At 55.1% G+C, this 16,509-nt stretch carries 22 protein-coding genes; 2 read left to right on the forward strand and 20 right to left on the reverse strand.

Annotated features, from left to right (window positions below; translation table 11 throughout):
• Positions 1-4: 4 nt before the first annotated feature.
• The 18 genes from xseB to D7Z26_RS04130 all read right to left on the reverse strand — a co-directional run bounded on the left by xseB (position 5) and on the right by D7Z26_RS04130 (position 12,888).
• Positions 5-286 carry an exodeoxyribonuclease VII small subunit gene (gene xseB, locus D7Z26_RS04045; protein WP_120974777.1) on the reverse strand — a complete coding sequence of 94 codons (282 nt, stop codon included), beginning with the start codon at positions 284-286 and terminating at the stop codon, positions 5-7.
• Positions 279-1,640 (reverse strand): exodeoxyribonuclease VII large subunit, encoded by a 1,362-nt coding sequence (gene xseA / locus D7Z26_RS04050; protein ID WP_120974778.1) that lies wholly within the window; start codon positions 1,638-1,640, stop codon positions 279-281. The genes xseB and xseA overlap by 8 nt, the downstream gene beginning before the upstream one ends.
• A gap of 14 nt (positions 1,641-1,654) precedes the next feature.
• On the reverse strand, positions 1,655-2,506 hold the full coding sequence (folD, locus tag D7Z26_RS04055; protein ID WP_120974779.1) for a bifunctional methylenetetrahydrofolate dehydrogenase/methenyltetrahydrofolate cyclohydrolase FolD: 852 nt from the start codon (positions 2,504-2,506) through the stop codon (positions 1,655-1,657).
• Positions 2,503-2,964, reverse strand: a complete 462-nt coding sequence (nusB, locus tag D7Z26_RS04060) for a transcription antitermination factor NusB (RefSeq protein WP_120974780.1) — start codon at positions 2,962-2,964, stop codon at positions 2,503-2,505. The genes folD and nusB overlap by 4 nt, the downstream gene beginning before the upstream one ends.
• A gap of 150 nt (positions 2,965-3,114) precedes the next feature.
• A complete protein-coding gene (locus D7Z26_RS04065; RefSeq protein WP_120974781.1) occupies positions 3,115-3,345 on the reverse strand; it encodes a DUF2273 domain-containing protein in 231 nt (76 codons plus the stop codon).
• A gap of 14 nt (positions 3,346-3,359) precedes the next feature.
• On the reverse strand, positions 3,360-3,923 hold the full coding sequence (amaP, locus tag D7Z26_RS04070) for an alkaline shock response membrane anchor protein AmaP (protein WP_120974782.1): 564 nt from the start codon (positions 3,921-3,923) through the stop codon (positions 3,360-3,362).
• A 155-nt stretch (positions 3,924-4,078) separates the two neighbouring features.
• Positions 4,079-4,486: an Asp23/Gls24 family envelope stress response protein gene (locus D7Z26_RS04075; RefSeq protein WP_120974783.1), complete on the reverse strand. Its 408-nt coding sequence runs from the start codon at positions 4,484-4,486 to the stop codon at positions 4,079-4,081.
• A gap of 143 nt (positions 4,487-4,629) precedes the next feature.
• On the reverse strand, positions 4,630-5,985 hold the full coding sequence (gene accC, locus D7Z26_RS04080) for an acetyl-CoA carboxylase biotin carboxylase subunit (protein ID WP_120974784.1): 1,356 nt from the start codon (positions 5,983-5,985) through the stop codon (positions 4,630-4,632).
• A gap of 19 nt (positions 5,986-6,004) precedes the next feature.
• A complete protein-coding gene (gene accB, locus D7Z26_RS04085; protein ID WP_120974785.1) occupies positions 6,005-6,487 on the reverse strand; it encodes an acetyl-CoA carboxylase biotin carboxyl carrier protein in 483 nt (160 codons plus the stop codon).
• A 219-nt stretch (positions 6,488-6,706) separates the two neighbouring features.
• The gene (locus D7Z26_RS04090; RefSeq protein ID WP_158602182.1) at positions 6,707-7,396 is read right to left on the reverse strand and encodes a SpoIIIAH-like family protein; all 690 of its coding nucleotides are present in this window, start codon (positions 7,394-7,396) and stop codon (positions 6,707-6,709) included.
• Positions 7,397-7,435: 39 nt separating this feature from the next.
• Positions 7,436-8,086 carry a stage III sporulation protein AG gene (gene spoIIIAG, locus D7Z26_RS04095; protein WP_120974787.1) on the reverse strand — a complete coding sequence of 217 codons (651 nt, stop codon included), beginning with the start codon at positions 8,084-8,086 and terminating at the stop codon, positions 7,436-7,438.
• A gap of 22 nt (positions 8,087-8,108) precedes the next feature.
• Positions 8,109-8,867 carry a stage III sporulation protein AF gene (gene spoIIIAF, locus D7Z26_RS04100; RefSeq protein ID WP_120974788.1) on the reverse strand — a complete coding sequence of 253 codons (759 nt, stop codon included), beginning with the start codon at positions 8,865-8,867 and terminating at the stop codon, positions 8,109-8,111.
• 18 nt (positions 8,868-8,885) lie between these two features.
• A complete protein-coding gene (gene spoIIIAE, locus D7Z26_RS04105) occupies positions 8,886-10,157 on the reverse strand; it encodes a stage III sporulation protein AE (RefSeq protein ID WP_120974789.1) in 1,272 nt (423 codons plus the stop codon).
• Between the two features lie 24 nt (positions 10,158-10,181).
• Positions 10,182-10,571, reverse strand: coding sequence for a stage III sporulation protein AD (spoIIIAD, locus tag D7Z26_RS04110; protein ID WP_120975021.1), 390 nt, complete (start codon positions 10,569-10,571; stop codon positions 10,182-10,184).
• A gap of 9 nt (positions 10,572-10,580) precedes the next feature.
• Positions 10,581-10,784: a stage III sporulation protein AC gene (gene spoIIIAC, locus D7Z26_RS04115; protein WP_120974790.1), complete on the reverse strand. Its 204-nt coding sequence runs from the start codon at positions 10,782-10,784 to the stop codon at positions 10,581-10,583.
• 64 nt (positions 10,785-10,848) lie between these two features.
• On the reverse strand, positions 10,849-11,376 hold the full coding sequence (spoIIIAB, locus tag D7Z26_RS04120; RefSeq protein WP_120974791.1) for a stage III sporulation protein SpoIIIAB: 528 nt from the start codon (positions 11,374-11,376) through the stop codon (positions 10,849-10,851).
• Complete coding sequence (gene spoIIIAA / locus D7Z26_RS04125) at positions 11,369-12,526, reverse strand: stage III sporulation protein AA (protein WP_325050421.1); 1,158 nt, start codon at positions 12,524-12,526, stop codon at positions 11,369-11,371. The genes spoIIIAB and spoIIIAA overlap by 8 nt, the downstream gene beginning before the upstream one ends.
• A 98-nt stretch (positions 12,527-12,624) precedes the next feature.
• A complete protein-coding gene (locus D7Z26_RS04130) occupies positions 12,625-12,888 on the reverse strand; it encodes a YqhV family protein (RefSeq protein WP_120974793.1) in 264 nt (87 codons plus the stop codon).
• A gap of 180 nt (positions 12,889-13,068) precedes the next feature.
• Between D7Z26_RS04130 and comA the strand changes: the two genes are divergently transcribed.
• Entirely contained in the window at positions 13,069-13,893 is an 825-nt protein-coding gene (gene comA, locus D7Z26_RS04135) for a phosphosulfolactate synthase (RefSeq protein WP_120974794.1), read from the forward strand.
• A 116-nt stretch (positions 13,894-14,009) separates the two neighbouring features.
• Entirely contained in the window at positions 14,010-14,468 is a 459-nt protein-coding gene (locus D7Z26_RS04140) for a DUF441 domain-containing protein (protein WP_120974795.1), read from the forward strand.
• Positions 14,469-14,553: 85 nt separating this feature from the next.
• Here D7Z26_RS04140 and D7Z26_RS04145 read toward each other — a convergent pair whose 3' ends face one another.
• Positions 14,554-15,807: an aspartate kinase gene (locus D7Z26_RS04145; protein ID WP_120974796.1), complete on the reverse strand. Its 1,254-nt coding sequence runs from the start codon at positions 15,805-15,807 to the stop codon at positions 14,554-14,556.
• A gap of 132 nt (positions 15,808-15,939) precedes the next feature.
• Positions 15,940-16,497: an elongation factor P gene (gene efp, locus D7Z26_RS04150; protein ID WP_120974797.1), complete on the reverse strand. Its 558-nt coding sequence runs from the start codon at positions 16,495-16,497 to the stop codon at positions 15,940-15,942.
• Positions 16,498-16,509: the final 12 nt, after the last annotated feature.

The raw sequence follows: 16,509 nt of genomic DNA on the forward strand, positions 1-16,509 counted from the left end.
CCGTTTATGCTTGGTCCGCGAAAGGCTTGCGCTGCAATCCCGCATCGCCCTCGACCAGCATTTCGATCCGGCGTTCCACTTGTTCCAGCTTATTCCCGCATAACTTGGATAAGCTCATTCCCTCTTGAAACAGTTCGATCGCCGTTTCCAGCGGCACGTCTCCGCTCTCGAGCTTCGCGACGATCGACTCCAGCTTCTCCATCGCTTGCTCAAAACTGATTGCCGGAACGCTTGTTTCCGCATCGTCCGTTGCCTGCGATACCGTCTTCGATCCGTTCTTAGCCATTCGACTGTTCCTCCCCTTGAATGCCCCAGACTTGGCAATCCAATTTCCCGTCCGTCAATCGCACGCGGACGATATCGCCGGGCTGCACTTCGCAGATCGACCGAATCAACGACTTCTGTTGTTCGTCATAGACTAGGCTATATCCTCGACCCATGATCTTAAGCGGACTTAGCGCGTCCAAATGGCGCACGACGGAGCCGAATTGGCTTTGACGTTGACGCAAGATTCCGTTCATCGCCATTTCCAAGCCGCGCGCCGCGGAAGCAACCCGTTGACGCGCTAACGCCGCCTGGCGTCCAGGATTAACCGCAGACAGTCTGCCGCTCAGTCGGGACAACTTATCCGCCGACCGGGCATGTGCGCTTTGCATCCGATATTGCAACCGGTCCCGCAAGCGATCCAGCCGCTCGGCTTGAACGAGCAAACTCCTTCGGGGCTGCGTGAAATACGGGGACCTGGCCGCATGCTGCCATCTTTCCCGCGCTCTAGCGAGCAGTCCGCCCAGAGATTTCGCCATGCGCTGCTCCAGATGGACAAGCCCTTGCTTAAGCTCTCCCGAATGTCTGACGGCAAGCTCCGCCGCGGCGGTGGGCGTAGGCGCCCGCAAATCCGCGGCAAAATCGGATATCGTAAAGTCCGTCTCATGCCCCACCGCCGAGATGACCGGGATAGCGGAAGCTCGAATCGCCCTGGCGACCGTTTCCTCGTTAAACGCCCATAGCTCCTCGAGCGATCCGCCTCCGCGTCCGACGATGAGCACGTCCGGCTCTCCGAGCGCGTTCATTTCCCGAATCGCCTTGACGATGGCCGGAGCCGCGCTTTTCCCTTGCACGACCACCGGATACAGCAGAACGGCTACCCCCGGATTCCTGCGTTCGAGCGTAATCAGTATATCTTTCACGGCAGCGCCCGTCGGAGACGTAATGACGCCGACCGTCCGCGGATATCGAGGCAACGGCCGTTTCCCCCGCTCGTCGAACAATCCTTCCGACTCTAGCTTTTTCTTCAATTGCTCGAACGCGAGATACAGGCTTCCGATTCCGTCCGGCTGCATCGCGGTCGCATAGAATTGGTAAGCTCCGTCTCTTTCGTATACGGAAACGCCTCCGCGCGTCAGCACCTTCATTCCGTCTTTGGGAGAGAAAGGAAGCCGCTGGTTATAGGAGGCGAACATGATGCATTTCAGCCGTGCGCCCTCATCCTTCAGCGTAAAATACATATGGCCGCTGGAATGAAACGTAAAATTGGAGATTTCGCCTCTCAGCCAGATGTCCTGGAGTCCGGGATCGCCTTCGAGCTTCATCTTGATGAGGCGATTAATGTCGCGAATGCTTAACGCGCGAGCCGGTTCCATTCGGCCAGCCTCCTCTAACGAAGCGTGCGAGTCGCCGATTTCAGCGTATTCGCCATCAGCATCGTGATCGTCATCGGTCCAACGCCGCCCGGTACGGGCGTAATCCATCCGGCAACGTCAACGACGTCGTCGTAATCCACGTCGCCGCAAAGCTTACCGTTGTCCATTCGGTTAATACCGACGTCGATAACGACGGCTCCCGGCTTCACCCAATCTTGCTTGACCATCTTCGGAACGCCGACTCCGACGACCAGAATGTCGGCTTGGCGGGCAAGCTCGACGATATTCGGCGTGCGGGAATGGCAGATCGTTACGGTCGCGTTCTCGTGTAGCAATAGCATAGCCACCGGTTTGCCTACGATATTGCTTCGGCCGATAACGACCGCGTGCTTACCCGCCGGATGATTGCCCGTGCGCTTCAGCAGTTCGATAACGCCATGCGGGGTGCAAGGCAGTAAGGCATCGTCCCCGATCATCAGATTGCCTACGCTTTGGGGATGGAAGCCGTCGACGTCCTTCTCGACCGCGATCGCGTCGATGATCGTCTTCTCTTCGATGTGCTTGGGAAGCGGCAATTGTACGAGAATGCCGTGAATCGCGTTATTCCCGTTATATTGTTGAATGAGTCCGAGCAAGCGCTCCTGAGTCGTATCCGCCGGAAGCTCCACGACTTCCGAGTAATAACCTAGTTGCTCGCAAGCTTTCGCTTTGTTCCTCACGTACACTTGCGAAGCCGGGTCCGCCCCCACGATAATGACGACAAGACCTGGCGTTACGCCTTTTTGTTTCAGGCTTTCGGCTTCCACCTTCAACTCTTCGCGGATCGAATCGGATATTTGTTTCCCGTAAATGATTTGTGCGCTCACGGTTTATCCCCCTCTGGCGTCTGCTCTTCTTCTCTTTCCCTTAGCATCCGTCCAAGCACGCCGTTAACGAATTTGCCGTTCTCCTCCAAACCGAAATGCTTGGCGAGCTCGATCGCTTCGTTAATGACGACTTTAGGCGGAACTTCTTGGCGGAACATCATTTCATAGGCGGCAAGCCGCAAAATCTGACGATCGACCCGCGATAATCTGTCCACTTGCCATCCCGTCAAATACACGACTAGCTTCTGGTCGATAAGCTCCTGCTTCTCTTGCACGCCATGCACCAATTCGCGCGTGAAAGCATCGATGTTGGCCAGCTCCGCCACATCCGTTCCGATTTCGTTTTCCTGGCGCGCTTCATCCATCACCATGTTGACGGCCTCGTCGCCCGTCACGCCGTTCATCTCTACTTGGTACAGGCTTTGTACCGCGATTTCCCTAGCAAGTCTGCGCTTCATGAGTCCTCCCGAATGCTTCTAATCGTTCAAGCCCTATCCTTATATTATGCTACTTCGTAAAAACAAAAAAACCCATGAGCGTCTACTCCATCGGAACCTGCGGAGCTAAGCGCTCCGCGGTCACTGCCCGGGCAAGAACATTCACAGGGATTATCGCGACCAAGGCCAGCGGTCGGCCACCCAATCCGTCAGTTTTTCCCACGGAAAAAGCGGACCCCGCCTATCGTCCTTGTGCTTACCTATCCAATAACCTATGCCAATGAGCAAAGCGCAGAACAGCATGTCCCAAAAACCGCTGATTAAATAAATGATGCCGAAAAAGAGACCCGCCGCAACCCCCAGCGTTCTTCCGCCGTAGGTTGCCGCCCATTCTCTCCACATAGGCGGTTCTCCCCCTATTCTACACGGCTCTTATACGTAGTAGGCGATTGCGTAACGTTCGCGATGAACACGGACACTTCCGCAACCGGAATGCCCGTTGCCTCTTCGATTTGCTGCGAGACCGTTCGTTGCATTTCCTCGGATAACGTCGGAATCGACCCTTCCCCGTCCACGAAAGCTCGGATCATGATGCCGAGTCCAGCCTCCGACACTCTGACGCGGGCCCGAAGATCCTTCACGCCGCGAGTGCGCGATGCGGCTTTCAAAGCCAAGTTTTCGACGGTTTCCACTGAGATGCGAATATCGCCGTGCTCCGTCCTTTGGTTAATGGACGGACCATTGTGCCTCTCGCGTTTAACGGAAACGATCAAAAATCTTATGCTTACTACGAATACGATAATGGCGACACCGAGCACCGATCCTTGCACAACGCGGGATTCGCCCGTCATCTCGGATATGAAATCTTTCATCCATTTCTCGGAAAACCCGCCGCTTGCGGCCACGATCACCACGACGGAAGCGGCCCATATCGCAAAGCTATACAAGAAGAGAAGCAGCCTGTCCAACACTTTAATCAACGTTAAGAACCTCCCCGATCCTGGTTATACGAAAATGTCCCCGACTTGCGAAAAGGCCTCTGCGAGAGTTCCCTGAAGGAAATTCTCGTCAGAGGGCCGTCATCCGCAGACCGGGGTTTTGCCGTTACCGCGGAAATCAGGTTGCGGTCTCGTCATTATCGGACACGTACATTGGTTTCATCTTCATCGGGCTTCTCGCCCGTCTTGAAGTGAACGTCGTGAATATGTACGTTGACTTCTACTACGTTCAGTCCGGTCATCGTCTCGATCGAGCGTTTGACGTTGCGTTGAATTTCAGTAGATACTTCCGGTATTTTGCGTCCGTACTGAACGATGATCGATACGTCGACTGCGGCTTCGCGTTGACCTACCTCTACCTTCACGCCTTTGGACAAATTCTTGCGTCCTAACAATTCGGCGATTCCCGAGGTAAGCCCGCCGCTCATGCCCGCGACGCCATCGACCTCCACCGTTGCCAATCCGGCGATCACCTCGATGACTTCCGGGGCGATCTCGATGGTGCCCATATCCGTGCGCTCATAGTCCGGGGCTAACATTTCCATGCGTAGTTCCACCTCCACATGCGCGGACCAAATCGGAGTAAGTCCGAGCATTCGCCTTCACTACTTATAAATATAGCATTCCCGGATTATTATGACAAACGCTTGACCCGAAAATAAATCGAATATCCGTTTCCCGGAGACGACTAAGCTTCGCCGTTAATGTCATGGTCTTCCAGGAATTTAATGTCGAACGTACCTTTAGCGAAAATCGGATGATTCATGAGCTTCTGATGGAACGGAATCGTCGTTTTGACGCCTTCGACCATGAATTCGCTTAACGCCCTGCGCGTACGCGCGATCGCTTCTTCCCGCGTTGGAGCCCATACGATCAGCTTAGCGATCATGGAATCGTAATGCGGGGAAATGACGTATTGCGGATAAGCTGCGCTATCCACTCGCACTCCGGGTCCGCCCGGCGGCAAATAAAAACCGATACGTCCCGCGGACGGCATGAAATTACGCTCGGAATCTTCCGCGTTAATGCGGCATTCGATTGCCCAGCCGTTCAATTTCACGTCCTCTTGCTTAAAGGAAAGCGGAGCGCCTTCTGCAACGGCGATCATTTCCTTGATCAAGTCGATGCCCGTGATCATCTCGGTTACCGGATGCTCGACCTGAATGCGGGTATTCATCTCCATGAAGTAGAATTGTCCGTCCGGTCCGAGCAAGTACTCGATCGTACCGGCGCCGGAATAATTCACCGCGCGCGCGGCCCGAACGGAAGCCTGACCCATCCGCTCCCGCAATTCCGGAGTCATGATCGAGCATGGCGCCTCTTCGACGAGCTTCTGGCGACGGCGTTGCACGGAGCAATCCCGCTCGCCGAGGTGCGCGACGTTGCCGTGCTTGTCGGCGATAATCTGGATCTCGACGTGTTTCATGCCGGTCAACAATTTCTCGAGGTATACGCCCGCGTTGCCGAATGCTTTCTCCGCTTCCTGCTGGGCTGTCGAGATCTCGCGAACGAGCATCTCTTCGTTCTCGGCGATCCGAATGCCTCGTCCGCCTCCGCCCGCCGTCGCTTTGATGATGACGGGATAGCCGATGTTCCGGGCGACGCGAATCGCGTCGTCCAAATCTTCGAGCAATCCGTCGGATCCCGGAATAACGGGCACGTCGGCGTCTTTCATCGTTTGCTTGGCGACCGATTTGTCTCCCATGCGGCTGATCGCCACGGAAGAGGGTCCGATAAACGTAATATTGCAAGTTTCGCAAATATCCGCGAAATCAGCGTTTTCTGAAAGGAATCCGTATCCCGGATGGATGGCATCGCAGTCGGTCAGCGTAGCGACGCTCATAATGTTCGTCAAATTCAAATAACTGTCTTTGGAAGCGGTCGGCCCGATGCAATACGCTTCGTCGGCCAACCGTACGTGCAACGATTCCCGGTCCGCTTCGGAATACACCGCAACGGTGCTAATACCGAGCTCCCGGCATGCGCGAATGATTCTTACCGCGATTTCTCCGCGATTGGCAACCAAAACCTTATTAAATTTCAAGATGAAATCCTCCTCGGGATTATTCCGGCTTCACTAGGAACAGCGGTTGGCCGAATTCGACAAGCTGTCCGTTCTCCACGAGAATGTCCACGATCTCGCCCTTCACTTCCGCTTCGAGCGGATTCATCAGCTTCATCGCTTCGAGGATGCACACGACGGACTTATCGGACACGCGGTCTCCGATATTCACGAACGAGGACGCGTCCGGGGACGGTGAACGGTAGAAAGTACCCACCATAGGCGATACGATCCGATGAAGGTGGGAATCGTCCGCTGCCGCTTTGGCTTCAGGCGCTGCCGCGACCGGAGCCGCAGGCGCCGTCGGAGCCGCAACTTGTGGCAGGTATGTATGAGAAAGGTGTGGGGTTTGCACGTTAACCACTTCTGTGCGACCCGGTTTGCGAATCGACAAGCGCATTCCTTCGTTCTCAATTTCCAATTCATGTACGGTTGTTTGGTCTACTAATTTGATCAATTCTTTAATTTCGCTCAACTTAAACATTCTCGGTCACTCCTTGATTCGGGATTCCCCGTCTGAAGAAAGCATGTCCACAACGGAACTATTATACCATAATCGACCGAAATGGAAAGAGTTATGCTCGGAGGCATTCCCATTGGCTTCAGGCAACGGGCGAGGGGACCGTCCCGAAGTAGATGATCATCTACGTTCGAGGGTCCCCTCGTTAAGGCCGCGTTACGATCGGCGCCTCTATCGTTGCTTTTATTGTTGAACGTATTGAATCGATACGCGATCCGGGGTTACGTTAAGTTCCTTCGTAGCCAAGTCGAGGATTTTGATCGCTTGTTTTTTCTCGAGCTTCTCGCTGAGCACGATAATGTTGAAGTTCGAATCCTCTTCGTCGACGACGGCATTATCGTAATCTTTAAGCAACTTCGTCTGCAAGCTCGTGATCCGCTCGTCCGTTTCTTCCAGACGGCTTAGCTGCTCGGCCGCGCTCTGCGCTTCTTCCGGGGTTACTTTCGTATTGCCGATAATCGCGTTCAGCTTCTCGGAGGTCGCGCTTACTTTATCGCGTTGCTCCAACAGCATTTGCTCCAGCCGTTGGTTCCCCGTAGCGCTCGAAATCCCGTTCAACACTTGCTGATCTTCCGGTGACAGGCCGCTATCGTCGGTTCCGGATGCCGCTTTGCTGCCCGTATCCGTTCCTTTGCCCGTTCCGGTTGCCGTTACGCCGGTCAGTTCGTCTGTCGTTTGATCGACTTCCGTGATCGCGATGCCGTCCGGATTGGCCGCGTTCGTCTTGTCTTTGCCCGTCAATTGAGACTGGTTGAGACCGCTAGCCGTGCTGCCCGTCTTCGGAGCATCCTCCGTAAATAAGTAATAGGCCGACAAAATCACCATCAAGCTCAGCATCGATACTAACCATATGGTTTGGCGTTTGTTGTTCATCGTTCGATTCCTCCCGGGTTTCATGAATTGAATTGATTATCAACTTTTGCGGGGGACGACGGCGATCCTGTGGATCGGGACGTCCAGCCCGCGCGACACCGTTTCGGCGATCAGCCTGTGCACGGTCGCGTTCTCCGCTCCGCTGGCGACGATCGAGATGCCGCGAATGCGCGGCTTAAGCTTCTTCACGACGATGGGCGCTTGAATGCCCGAGGACACTTCATATAACACGACCTGGCCGTCCTTGGTGATGTCGGTAATATGACGCTTGGCGCCGTTGCGATCGGTTTCCTCGGTAAGGGTCTGCATCGTTTTCTCGTTCAACTGCACGACCGTTTCCTCCGTCGAGTCGACCGTCACCATCACCGTCACCGTTCCGACGCCTACGATTTTTTCCAGCAAATCCTTCAAGCGCCCTTCGATCTCGGTCTCGATGTCCGTGAAGGATGACGTCTTGACGTCGCCTCCGCCCATGAAGGCCGGCTGCTGCTGAATATCTTCGTCCCTCGGCGGGGACAGATCGGGATTTTGAGAGGGATCCAATTTCTTCACGTTCATGAAAGATGCCGCGAGCAGCATGGCGGCGCCGATTAACCCGATCAGCACGAGCCACCGGAACGCTTTGACTCTGCGCGGTCCTCCCGAACCTCCGCCAATGAAAGATTCCAGTTGCTGCAGCCACTTGGCCATATCGCACCCCCGTTATTGCGCTTCATTTTGCTTCGGCGGCGGTTTTCGGCGTTTTCACTTCAACCGCGTTCGTCGCGATTCCGAAACGGCTGGCGATGAGCGCGGATATGCGCGAGCTCGTCACCCGATCCGCTTCTTCCTCGACCGCGGCGCTTGCCGCCTTATCGGCTTGCTTACCGCCGGAGGCCCCCGCTTCATCCCCTGTCGGCCACGTTTCGACTTCGATCCGAATGTCTACCGGAGTTACCGGTTGCATTTCTTGGACGGAATTCGCAGCCGAGGCGCCGGGAGACGAACTTGCGTCCGGACTCGTTGTTTGAACCGGCGCGGGTTCGAGCGAAACGACGACCTTGGCGACATCCATCGAGCCGTCGTTTCGGCGCTCAAGCTTTACGTCTACTTTGCTCACTCCCCGATGCTCGCTTTGCTCCACTTCGCTCCTGATCGATGCTTCCAATCTCGCGGTGACGAGCTCGGCTGCTTGGGCTTGCTGCTTATTTCGCAGCTTAGCCCCCGCTTCTTCGATCATCGCAAGCTGATCCGGAGCGCTCCGAGGCTCTAACTCGATCGAGTTAAGCCCCGCCGCCAGCTTGCTATCGAAGTCGCCTTTCATCCAGTGCATGATCGGAGTCGCGAGCGTCATCAGAATGAACAACCCGGCGACCAGTCTGACATAACGCTGCATCGTACGGTTGGGCAACAACAAATCGATTAGCGATGCAAGCAGGATGACCGCGATAATCTGACGAAGCCAATGCGACAAGCCGTCCATCAACCCCATTGAACGATCCCCTCCCGGTCAACGAATCATGAGAGTGGCATTTCCCGCGGTCAATATGATCGTCACCGCCAAGAAGAACATTAATCCGACCGACGCCAATGCCGCGAACACGTAGATAAGCGTCTTGCCGATCGTTTGCAAGCAATGAACGATCGGCGTATCGCCGAGCGGCTGCATGACGGCTCCCGCCAAGTTATAGATCAGCGCGAGCGTCAAGATTTTGAGCGCTGGGAATGCGCAAAGAAACAGCAGAACGATAACACCCGCAAGCCCTACCGCGTTCTTCACGAGCAAACTGGCCGACATGACCGTATCCGTCGCGTCGGAGAACATCTTCCCGACGACGGGCACGAAATTGCCCGTTACGAACTTCGCCGTCCGAAGCGCTACGCCGTCCGTTACCGCGCCGGTCGCCCCCTGCACGGATAACACGCCCAGGAAAACGGTCAACAGAATGCCCATTATGCCGATTCCGACGTTACGAAGCAGGTTTGCCAGTTGCGTCGCTTTGTACTTGTCGCTGATCGCGCTCACCAAGTGAAGCACCGCCGAGAAGAACAATAACGGAAACACGACGAGGTGAATAAACGTGCCGATCGTATGGATCATGAAGACGATAAGCGGATGCAGCACCGCCGCCGAAGTGACGCCTCCCGTTCCCGCAAGCAAGGTAAGTAACAGAGGAACCATCGCAAGCATGAATTGCACCATGTTCCCGATCGCATCGCTCGCGTAGCTCGTCGCCGTCTTGAAGCTGTTCACCGCCAAAATAATGAGAACCATGTACGCGATGCCGTAAGCGACCTTGCTTACCGCATTGCGTTCAAACGCGCTTTGCATCGTCTCGAGCAGCATCGTGAACACCGTCAACAACACGATCGTGACCAACAGTTTGCCGCTATATAACACCTCGTGCAGGAAAAACTTGGCCAGTCCGAGCATTGCCTGTCCCGCGCTGAGCGATTTGCCGCTAGGGAACATGAGCTCCTTTAGCTCCGGCAATTTCCCTTCGGGGAAATAACCTCCGTATTGGCCTTTCAGGTCGTTCCAATATTTCTGGATTTGTCCAAGCTCGACGTCCTCGCTCTGCTGCTGCGCCAATTGACCCGACAAACCGTTGTCAAGAGAAGGCTCCGCGACTTGATTCGTCGACGTCGATTTGTCCGGATAAGCGCTCGCTTTCGCGCTGGCGATCGTATCCCCCATGATCAGGAAAACCATGAGCACGAACAGCAGGAGCATGGCCCGCTTCTCTATTCCCGTCTGCCCGAGCCTGTTCTCCCAGCGCATGTTCTCCCTCCCGTCCGCCCCTCGTCAAGCCGGCAACAGATTCAGCACCGTTTCGACGATGACGCTGATGATGGGTACCGCCATGACCAGAATAAGCATTTTTCCGGCAAACTCGATTTTCGAAGCGATGCTTTCGAGCCCTGCGTCCCTTACGATTTGGGCGCCGAACTCGGCGATGTAGGCAATCCCGATAATTTTCAGCATCGTCTTCAGGTACACCGTCGGTATGCCCGATCGATCCGCCAAATCCTCTAGCACGGTAATTACGTTGTCGATTTTCCCGACGAAAGCCAGGAAGATCGCCACGCCCACGAATGCGGAAAGGAGATAAGCGAACATCGGCTTTTGTTCCCTGATGACGAGAATCAGCACGGTGGCCAGAAAACCGATTCCTACGATCTGAAGAATGCTCACGCGCATCACCTACTGGAACAGGAAAATCGTTTTGATCTCCTGGAATAAATCGTTAAGCATGCGCACGACCATGAACAGAACGACGACGAACCCGATCAAGGTCACCCATTGCGCCATATCTTCCTTGCCCATCTGCTTCAGCACCGTATGGATCATCGCCACGATGATGCCGACGCCGGCGATTTGGAATATGGTGCTGATGTCGATGTTCATCGTATTGGCCTCCTAAACTGATCGCACCTGGGATCAGGGTTCGACTTGGCTCGATTCGGCTTGGCTATATCATCAATATGACGACCAAAGTAGCCCCGAGCACGCCCAAGCTGCGGCTTAATTTCTCGTACCGCTGCTGATCGTCCCGCGCCGATGCTTCTTCCGCCTGCAATTGGATCGATGCCAACCGAATATGCTTGAGCTGATCTTCCCGACCGCTTCCGCCTAGCGTAGAGCCAAGACGAAGCAACGCTTCCTTCTCCGCCTTCCTCATCGCCGTCGACGGCCAATGGTCGCGAACCGCCCGCTCCCAGATTTCCCTGACGGTCTCGCCCGATTCCGCGGAATCCCGCGAGAGCGATCTCGAGATGTTCAAGAAGAGTTCCGACAACGGATGCGGCAGGATTCCGCCGATGCGAGCCAAAGCTTCCGGGAGACGGGTTTGTCCGTAGCCGATCTCCGTTTCCAACCGTTGCAGCGCATGAAGCAGCTCGCGAATCTGGCGAGGCCTGGCCGCGAAGCGAGCGCCCTGCAAGAAGCCGATCATCGTCCCGGCGAACAAGACGAGTAGCACGCCCGCGAATTTAATCATCGTCGACTCCCCTTGGCGCGATCATCGCCGGCGATCGAATCGTCGGCATCGTGCGCGCTTTAACGTTGACGTGCGTTTGCGCGACCGGCGACGTACCCGGGACCGGATGATCCGTCCAACGACCTAATTGTTTCTCCGACGGATCATCCCTCGGCGATGCGCCGAACGAGCGATTCGAACGCCGGGAAGACTCCCTCATGGCTTCTTCCGCCGTAACGATGCGGTGCTCGACTTTCTTGCCCGAACGCGACAAGAATACGTAACATCCGAACACGCCGTCCGCAGCGAGCTTGGACAGTACCGGTCTGGCGAATACGTCTGACATATCCGACGCATGGGCCGTCGCCAATACCCGAACTCCAGCATGAATCGCTTCGTAGATCGCGTCCGCGTCCTCCGGACGCCCGATTTCGTCCACGACGACGACTTCCGGAGAGAGCGAACGAACCATCATCATGATCCCCTCCGCTTTCGGACACGCATCGAGGACGTCGCTTCTCGGTCCCAGATCGAACGTCGGAACTCCGCGATCGCTAGCCGCGATCTCCGAACGTTCGTCTACGATGCCGACTTTGCGGCTTCCCCAATCGCGAGCCGCCGGATGATGCCATTCCCCCGAGCTTACGCATCGGGCAAGATCCCGGATCAGCGTCGTTTTCCCTTGCTGCGGAGGAGATACGATTAACGTATGTCGAATCGTTCTCTCCTTAAGATCCAGCAATCCCGGCAACACCTGCGCTCCGAAACCGACTTTGGCGCGCGCGATCCTGACGTTGAAACCGGCAATATCCCGCAGGTGGGATACGGCGCCTTTGTCCAGCACCGTTCTTCCGGCGAGACCGATGCGATGCCCGCCCGAAACCGTAATGTAGCCTCTGCGCAGTTCTTCCTCGACGGCATAGATGGAATGATTCGTCACTCTTTCGAGTAACGCCCTGCATTGCTCTTTACTCGGCACGAATGCCCCCTGATCCTGTTCCGTGAGCGTCCCGTCTTCCCGCACGAACGAATATCGGCTTCCGTAGCTGATCTCCAGCGGCCGATTTTCGCGAATGCGAATCTCTTCCAGCGACTCTCTGGCGACCGCGGGCAATTGCTCCAACACGAGACGCAAAGAAGTCGGGAACAGCTCCATTAAGGGTTGTGGCAAGCAAGCTCCCCCTTTCCGCCAGATGTTCGTCATTGCTGTTTCATATGTATGCTTGGACGACGGGATTATGACTGCTTGGCCGGCCGCGCCGTGCAACCTCACTTCCTAAGAATCCCTATTAATAGGCATCCAACGCCTGCGAGAATCCAGACGAACTTCGCGGGCGACAGCTTGTCCGCGATACCGACCAATCCGATTGCCGTCGTAGAGATCAGCACGAGCGGCCCGACAAGCGCAAGCATGGAATTAACCGCCAGCGCTTTCTGCACGTCGTTCAGCCGCAGCATGACGATCGCCGCGGTAATCTCGATGCTCCCCGACAGCACTCGCAGCAAAGCCATGCTGAACGCCGCCTTATCCATATCGATTCCTCCCGTCACTCATTCTGCGAACCTCTCTTAACTCTATGCGCAAGCCTCCCATAACTTGTCTCGTCGATAGAAGAACTTTCCGGGTCTCCGATCCTGGAGATCACCTTCCAATAGGCAAGCGCATATATTGACTTGTAAAATTCCACCTTGTATCAACGAGGAGAGCTGAACATGTCATTAATGACGTCAAAAACCAAATGGCCCGAGGGATTGTCGGATCCAAGCGGTCGCCGGCAATCCAAACCTCGCACCGAAGGTCGGACGATGATCATCGATAAAGGCATCGGGGTGCAAGCTTTCGAGGATATGCTCGAGACGTCCGGTGAATATATCGACATTATCAAATTCGGCTTCGGGACTTCCCCCCTCTATCCCTTAAAAGTTCTCAGGCGCAAGATCGAACTGGCGAACAGACACGGAATCACGGTCATTCCGGGCGGGACCTTGCTTGAAGTCGCGGTAAGACTGGATCTTATCCCAGGCTTCTTCCGCCAAGTGCTGGAGCTCGGATATTCGGGAATCGAAGTATCAGACGGCACGATAAGCATCAGCCGCACGACGAGAAGCGATTTGATTCGGGACGCGAAAAGCTTAGGATTGACGGTATTTACCGAATACGGCAAAAAACTGTTCGGCTCGCGGATCGACATTGGGGATTTCGCGGAAACGGCCGAACAGGATTGGGCTTGCGGAGCCGATCTGGTTACGGTGGAAGCGAGGGAGTCGGGCAAAGGAGTCGGCTTGTTCGACGAGCAAGGAGAATGCAGGGACGGCGAGCTTTCCCGGATACTGAGCGCCGTCCCCAACTTGGATCGGGTGGTTTGGGAAGCTCCGCTGAAGGAACAGCAAGTTTATTTGATCCGTTCGCTAGGACCCAACGTACATCTCGGCAACATTCCGGTGCAGGACGTTCTGACGCTGGAGACGATGCGCCGCGGCTTGAGATCCGACACGTTCGAACTGCAACAAGTGCCTTGTTATGACTATATGATTTGATTTGATCCGAATCGATCTTGAGAGACGACGAACAAGCCTCGCGTTCTAAACTCGGGGCTTGTTCCATATCGTGTACCAACCGCTTTTCCATCCATCGGCCGGGAGGTTTTCATCGCATGTACGGAGAGCTTGTGCTGGTCGCGCTTATCGTCATCGGTCTTATCGGCAGATCGTCGATCATCACGACAGCCGCGTGCATCCTGCTCATCATAAAGCTGACGCACCTCGAACGCTATTTACCGACCATCGAGCGACGGGGCATCGAGCTCGGCTTGCTCTTCCTGACGTTGGCCGTGCTCGTCCCGTTCGCTTCCGGCCGAATTCAACCTAAGGATATCGCCGTCGCATTCTCGGGCTGGACAGGCTGGGTGGCGCTTGCCGGCGGAGCTATCGGAGCCTATCTGAACAGCCGGGGGTTGGATACGCTAAGAATGGATCCACAACTGATCGTAGGCATCGTCATCGGCTCCATCGTAGGCGTATTGCTTCTAAGGGGTATCCCTGTCGGTCCGCTTATGGCAGCGGGATTGACTGCGATCCTTATCAAGCTCATTCAACTCATCATCGGAAAATAGTGCTTCGAAGCAGCAAAAAAAAAGAGCGCCCCCGGAAAACGCACGCGATTTCCGGAAGTGCCCTTTTACAATGACGAGCAAAAAATTAACGACGATCTTGCGGTCCGCCGACGTAAGCCGTCTCCGCCGTGTCCAGCCCATACGCCGTATGTAACGCGCGTACGACTTCTTGCACTTGCTCTGCCGCGATTACGCAGCTTACTTTGATCTCCGAAGTGCTGACCATCTTGATGCTAACGCCGACGCTCGAGATCGCCTTGAACATCGTCGCGGCCACGCCTGGGTTCGACACCATGCCCGCGCCTACAATCGACACTTTTACTAAACCTTCTTCATATGTCGCTTCGCGATACGGAACTTCCGACTGAATGCCGGCAATTACGTCTAGCGCGCGTTGGCGGTCGGACAGCGAGACGGTAAACGAAAAGTCGGCTTTGCCATCCTGTACGCCGCTTTGCACGATAATATCGACGTCGATACCGTTACTTGCAAGCGCTCCGAACATTTTCGCCAGCGTTCCCGGCTGATCAACCACGCCCAACACGCTAATGCGGGCTACATTTTTATCGGATGCGATTCCTCTTACGACTACGCCTTGTTCCATTTCCGCGGCCTCCCTCACCAACGTGCCTTCATTATGCGTAAAGCTCGAACGAACGACCAAGTTCACATTATTATGCTTCGCGTATTCGACCGCGCGCGGGTGCAGCACCGCGGCGCCCAAGTGCGCCAATTCCAGCATTTCGTCGTACGAAATTTCGTTTAGTTTCCTTGCGCATTTCACGACTCGCGGATCGGTCGAATAAATCCCGTCCACGTCGGTATAGATCTCGCATACGTCCGCTTTGATCGCCGCCGCAAGCGCTACTGCCGTCGTATCGGAGCCTCCGCGTCCCAACGTCGTGATCTCGCCGCTCTCCGTCATGCCTTGGAAGCCTGCCACGATGACAATGTTGCCTTCGTCCAGCGCACTGAAAATCCGCTCGGGAGAGATGTCGCTGATCCGAGCTTTGGCGTGCACCGATTCCGTGACGATTCCGGCTTGCCATCCCGTGTAGGATCTTGCTTCGTGCCCATGCTTATGGATCGCCATCGACAGCAAGGCGACCGATATTTGTTCGCCGGTCGTGAGCAGCATATCCATCTCGCGCGCGGGCGGTTTATCGTTAATTTCGTTCGCTTTGTCGATGAGATCATCCGTCGTATCGCCCATAGCGGATACGACGACGACCACGCGGTCGCCTTGCAGCTTTTTCTCGATAATGCGCTGCGCGACTCGACTCATCCGTTCGGTCGTTCCGACGGAACTCCCGCCGAATTTCATTACTATTAAAGACACCGGTAGTCACTCCCCAAGTGAACATCTGCATACAGCATTATATTATAGCACAATTATATTGGCCCAAAAATAAAAAAAATTCCCGTCATCGCAATAAATTACGATTAACGGGAATTCATCTTCCGTATCGGATTAAGCGCGGGAAATGTATTTGCCTTCGCGCGTATCGATGGACAAGACGTCGCCTTCGTTGATGAAGAGCGGAACTTGTACCGAGAAGCCCGTTTCGAGCTTGGCGGATTTCGTCGCGCCGGTCGCCGTGCTGCCCTTGATTCCCGGTTCGGCTTCAACGACTTTCAGATCGACGCTGTTCGGAATCGTAATTCCGATCATCTCGCCTTGGTAGCTGGAGATGTTAACGGTCATGTTCTCCGTAAGGAAGTTAACTTCCCATTCCAGTTGGTCTTTCGTCAGTTCGAATTGATCGAACGTTTCGTTATCCATGAACGTATATTCCGAACCGGAATTGTAGAGGTATTGAACCGCGCGGTTCTCGACGTGGGCGCGAACGACGTTCTCGCCCGCGCGGAACGTTTTCTCCACGACGTTGCCGTTCTTCAGGTTTTTGAGCTTGGAGCGAACGAACGCCGCGCCTTTGCCTGGTTTTACGTGTTGGAAATCAAGGACCGTATAGAGTCCGCCTTCCACTTCGATGGTCAAGCCTGTTTTGAATTCGTTAACGGAAATCACTTATTTACTCCT

This window comes from Cohnella endophytica (assembly GCF_003628305.1).
Taxonomy (GTDB): Bacteria; Bacillota; Bacilli; order Paenibacillales; family Paenibacillaceae; genus Cohnella; species Cohnella endophytica.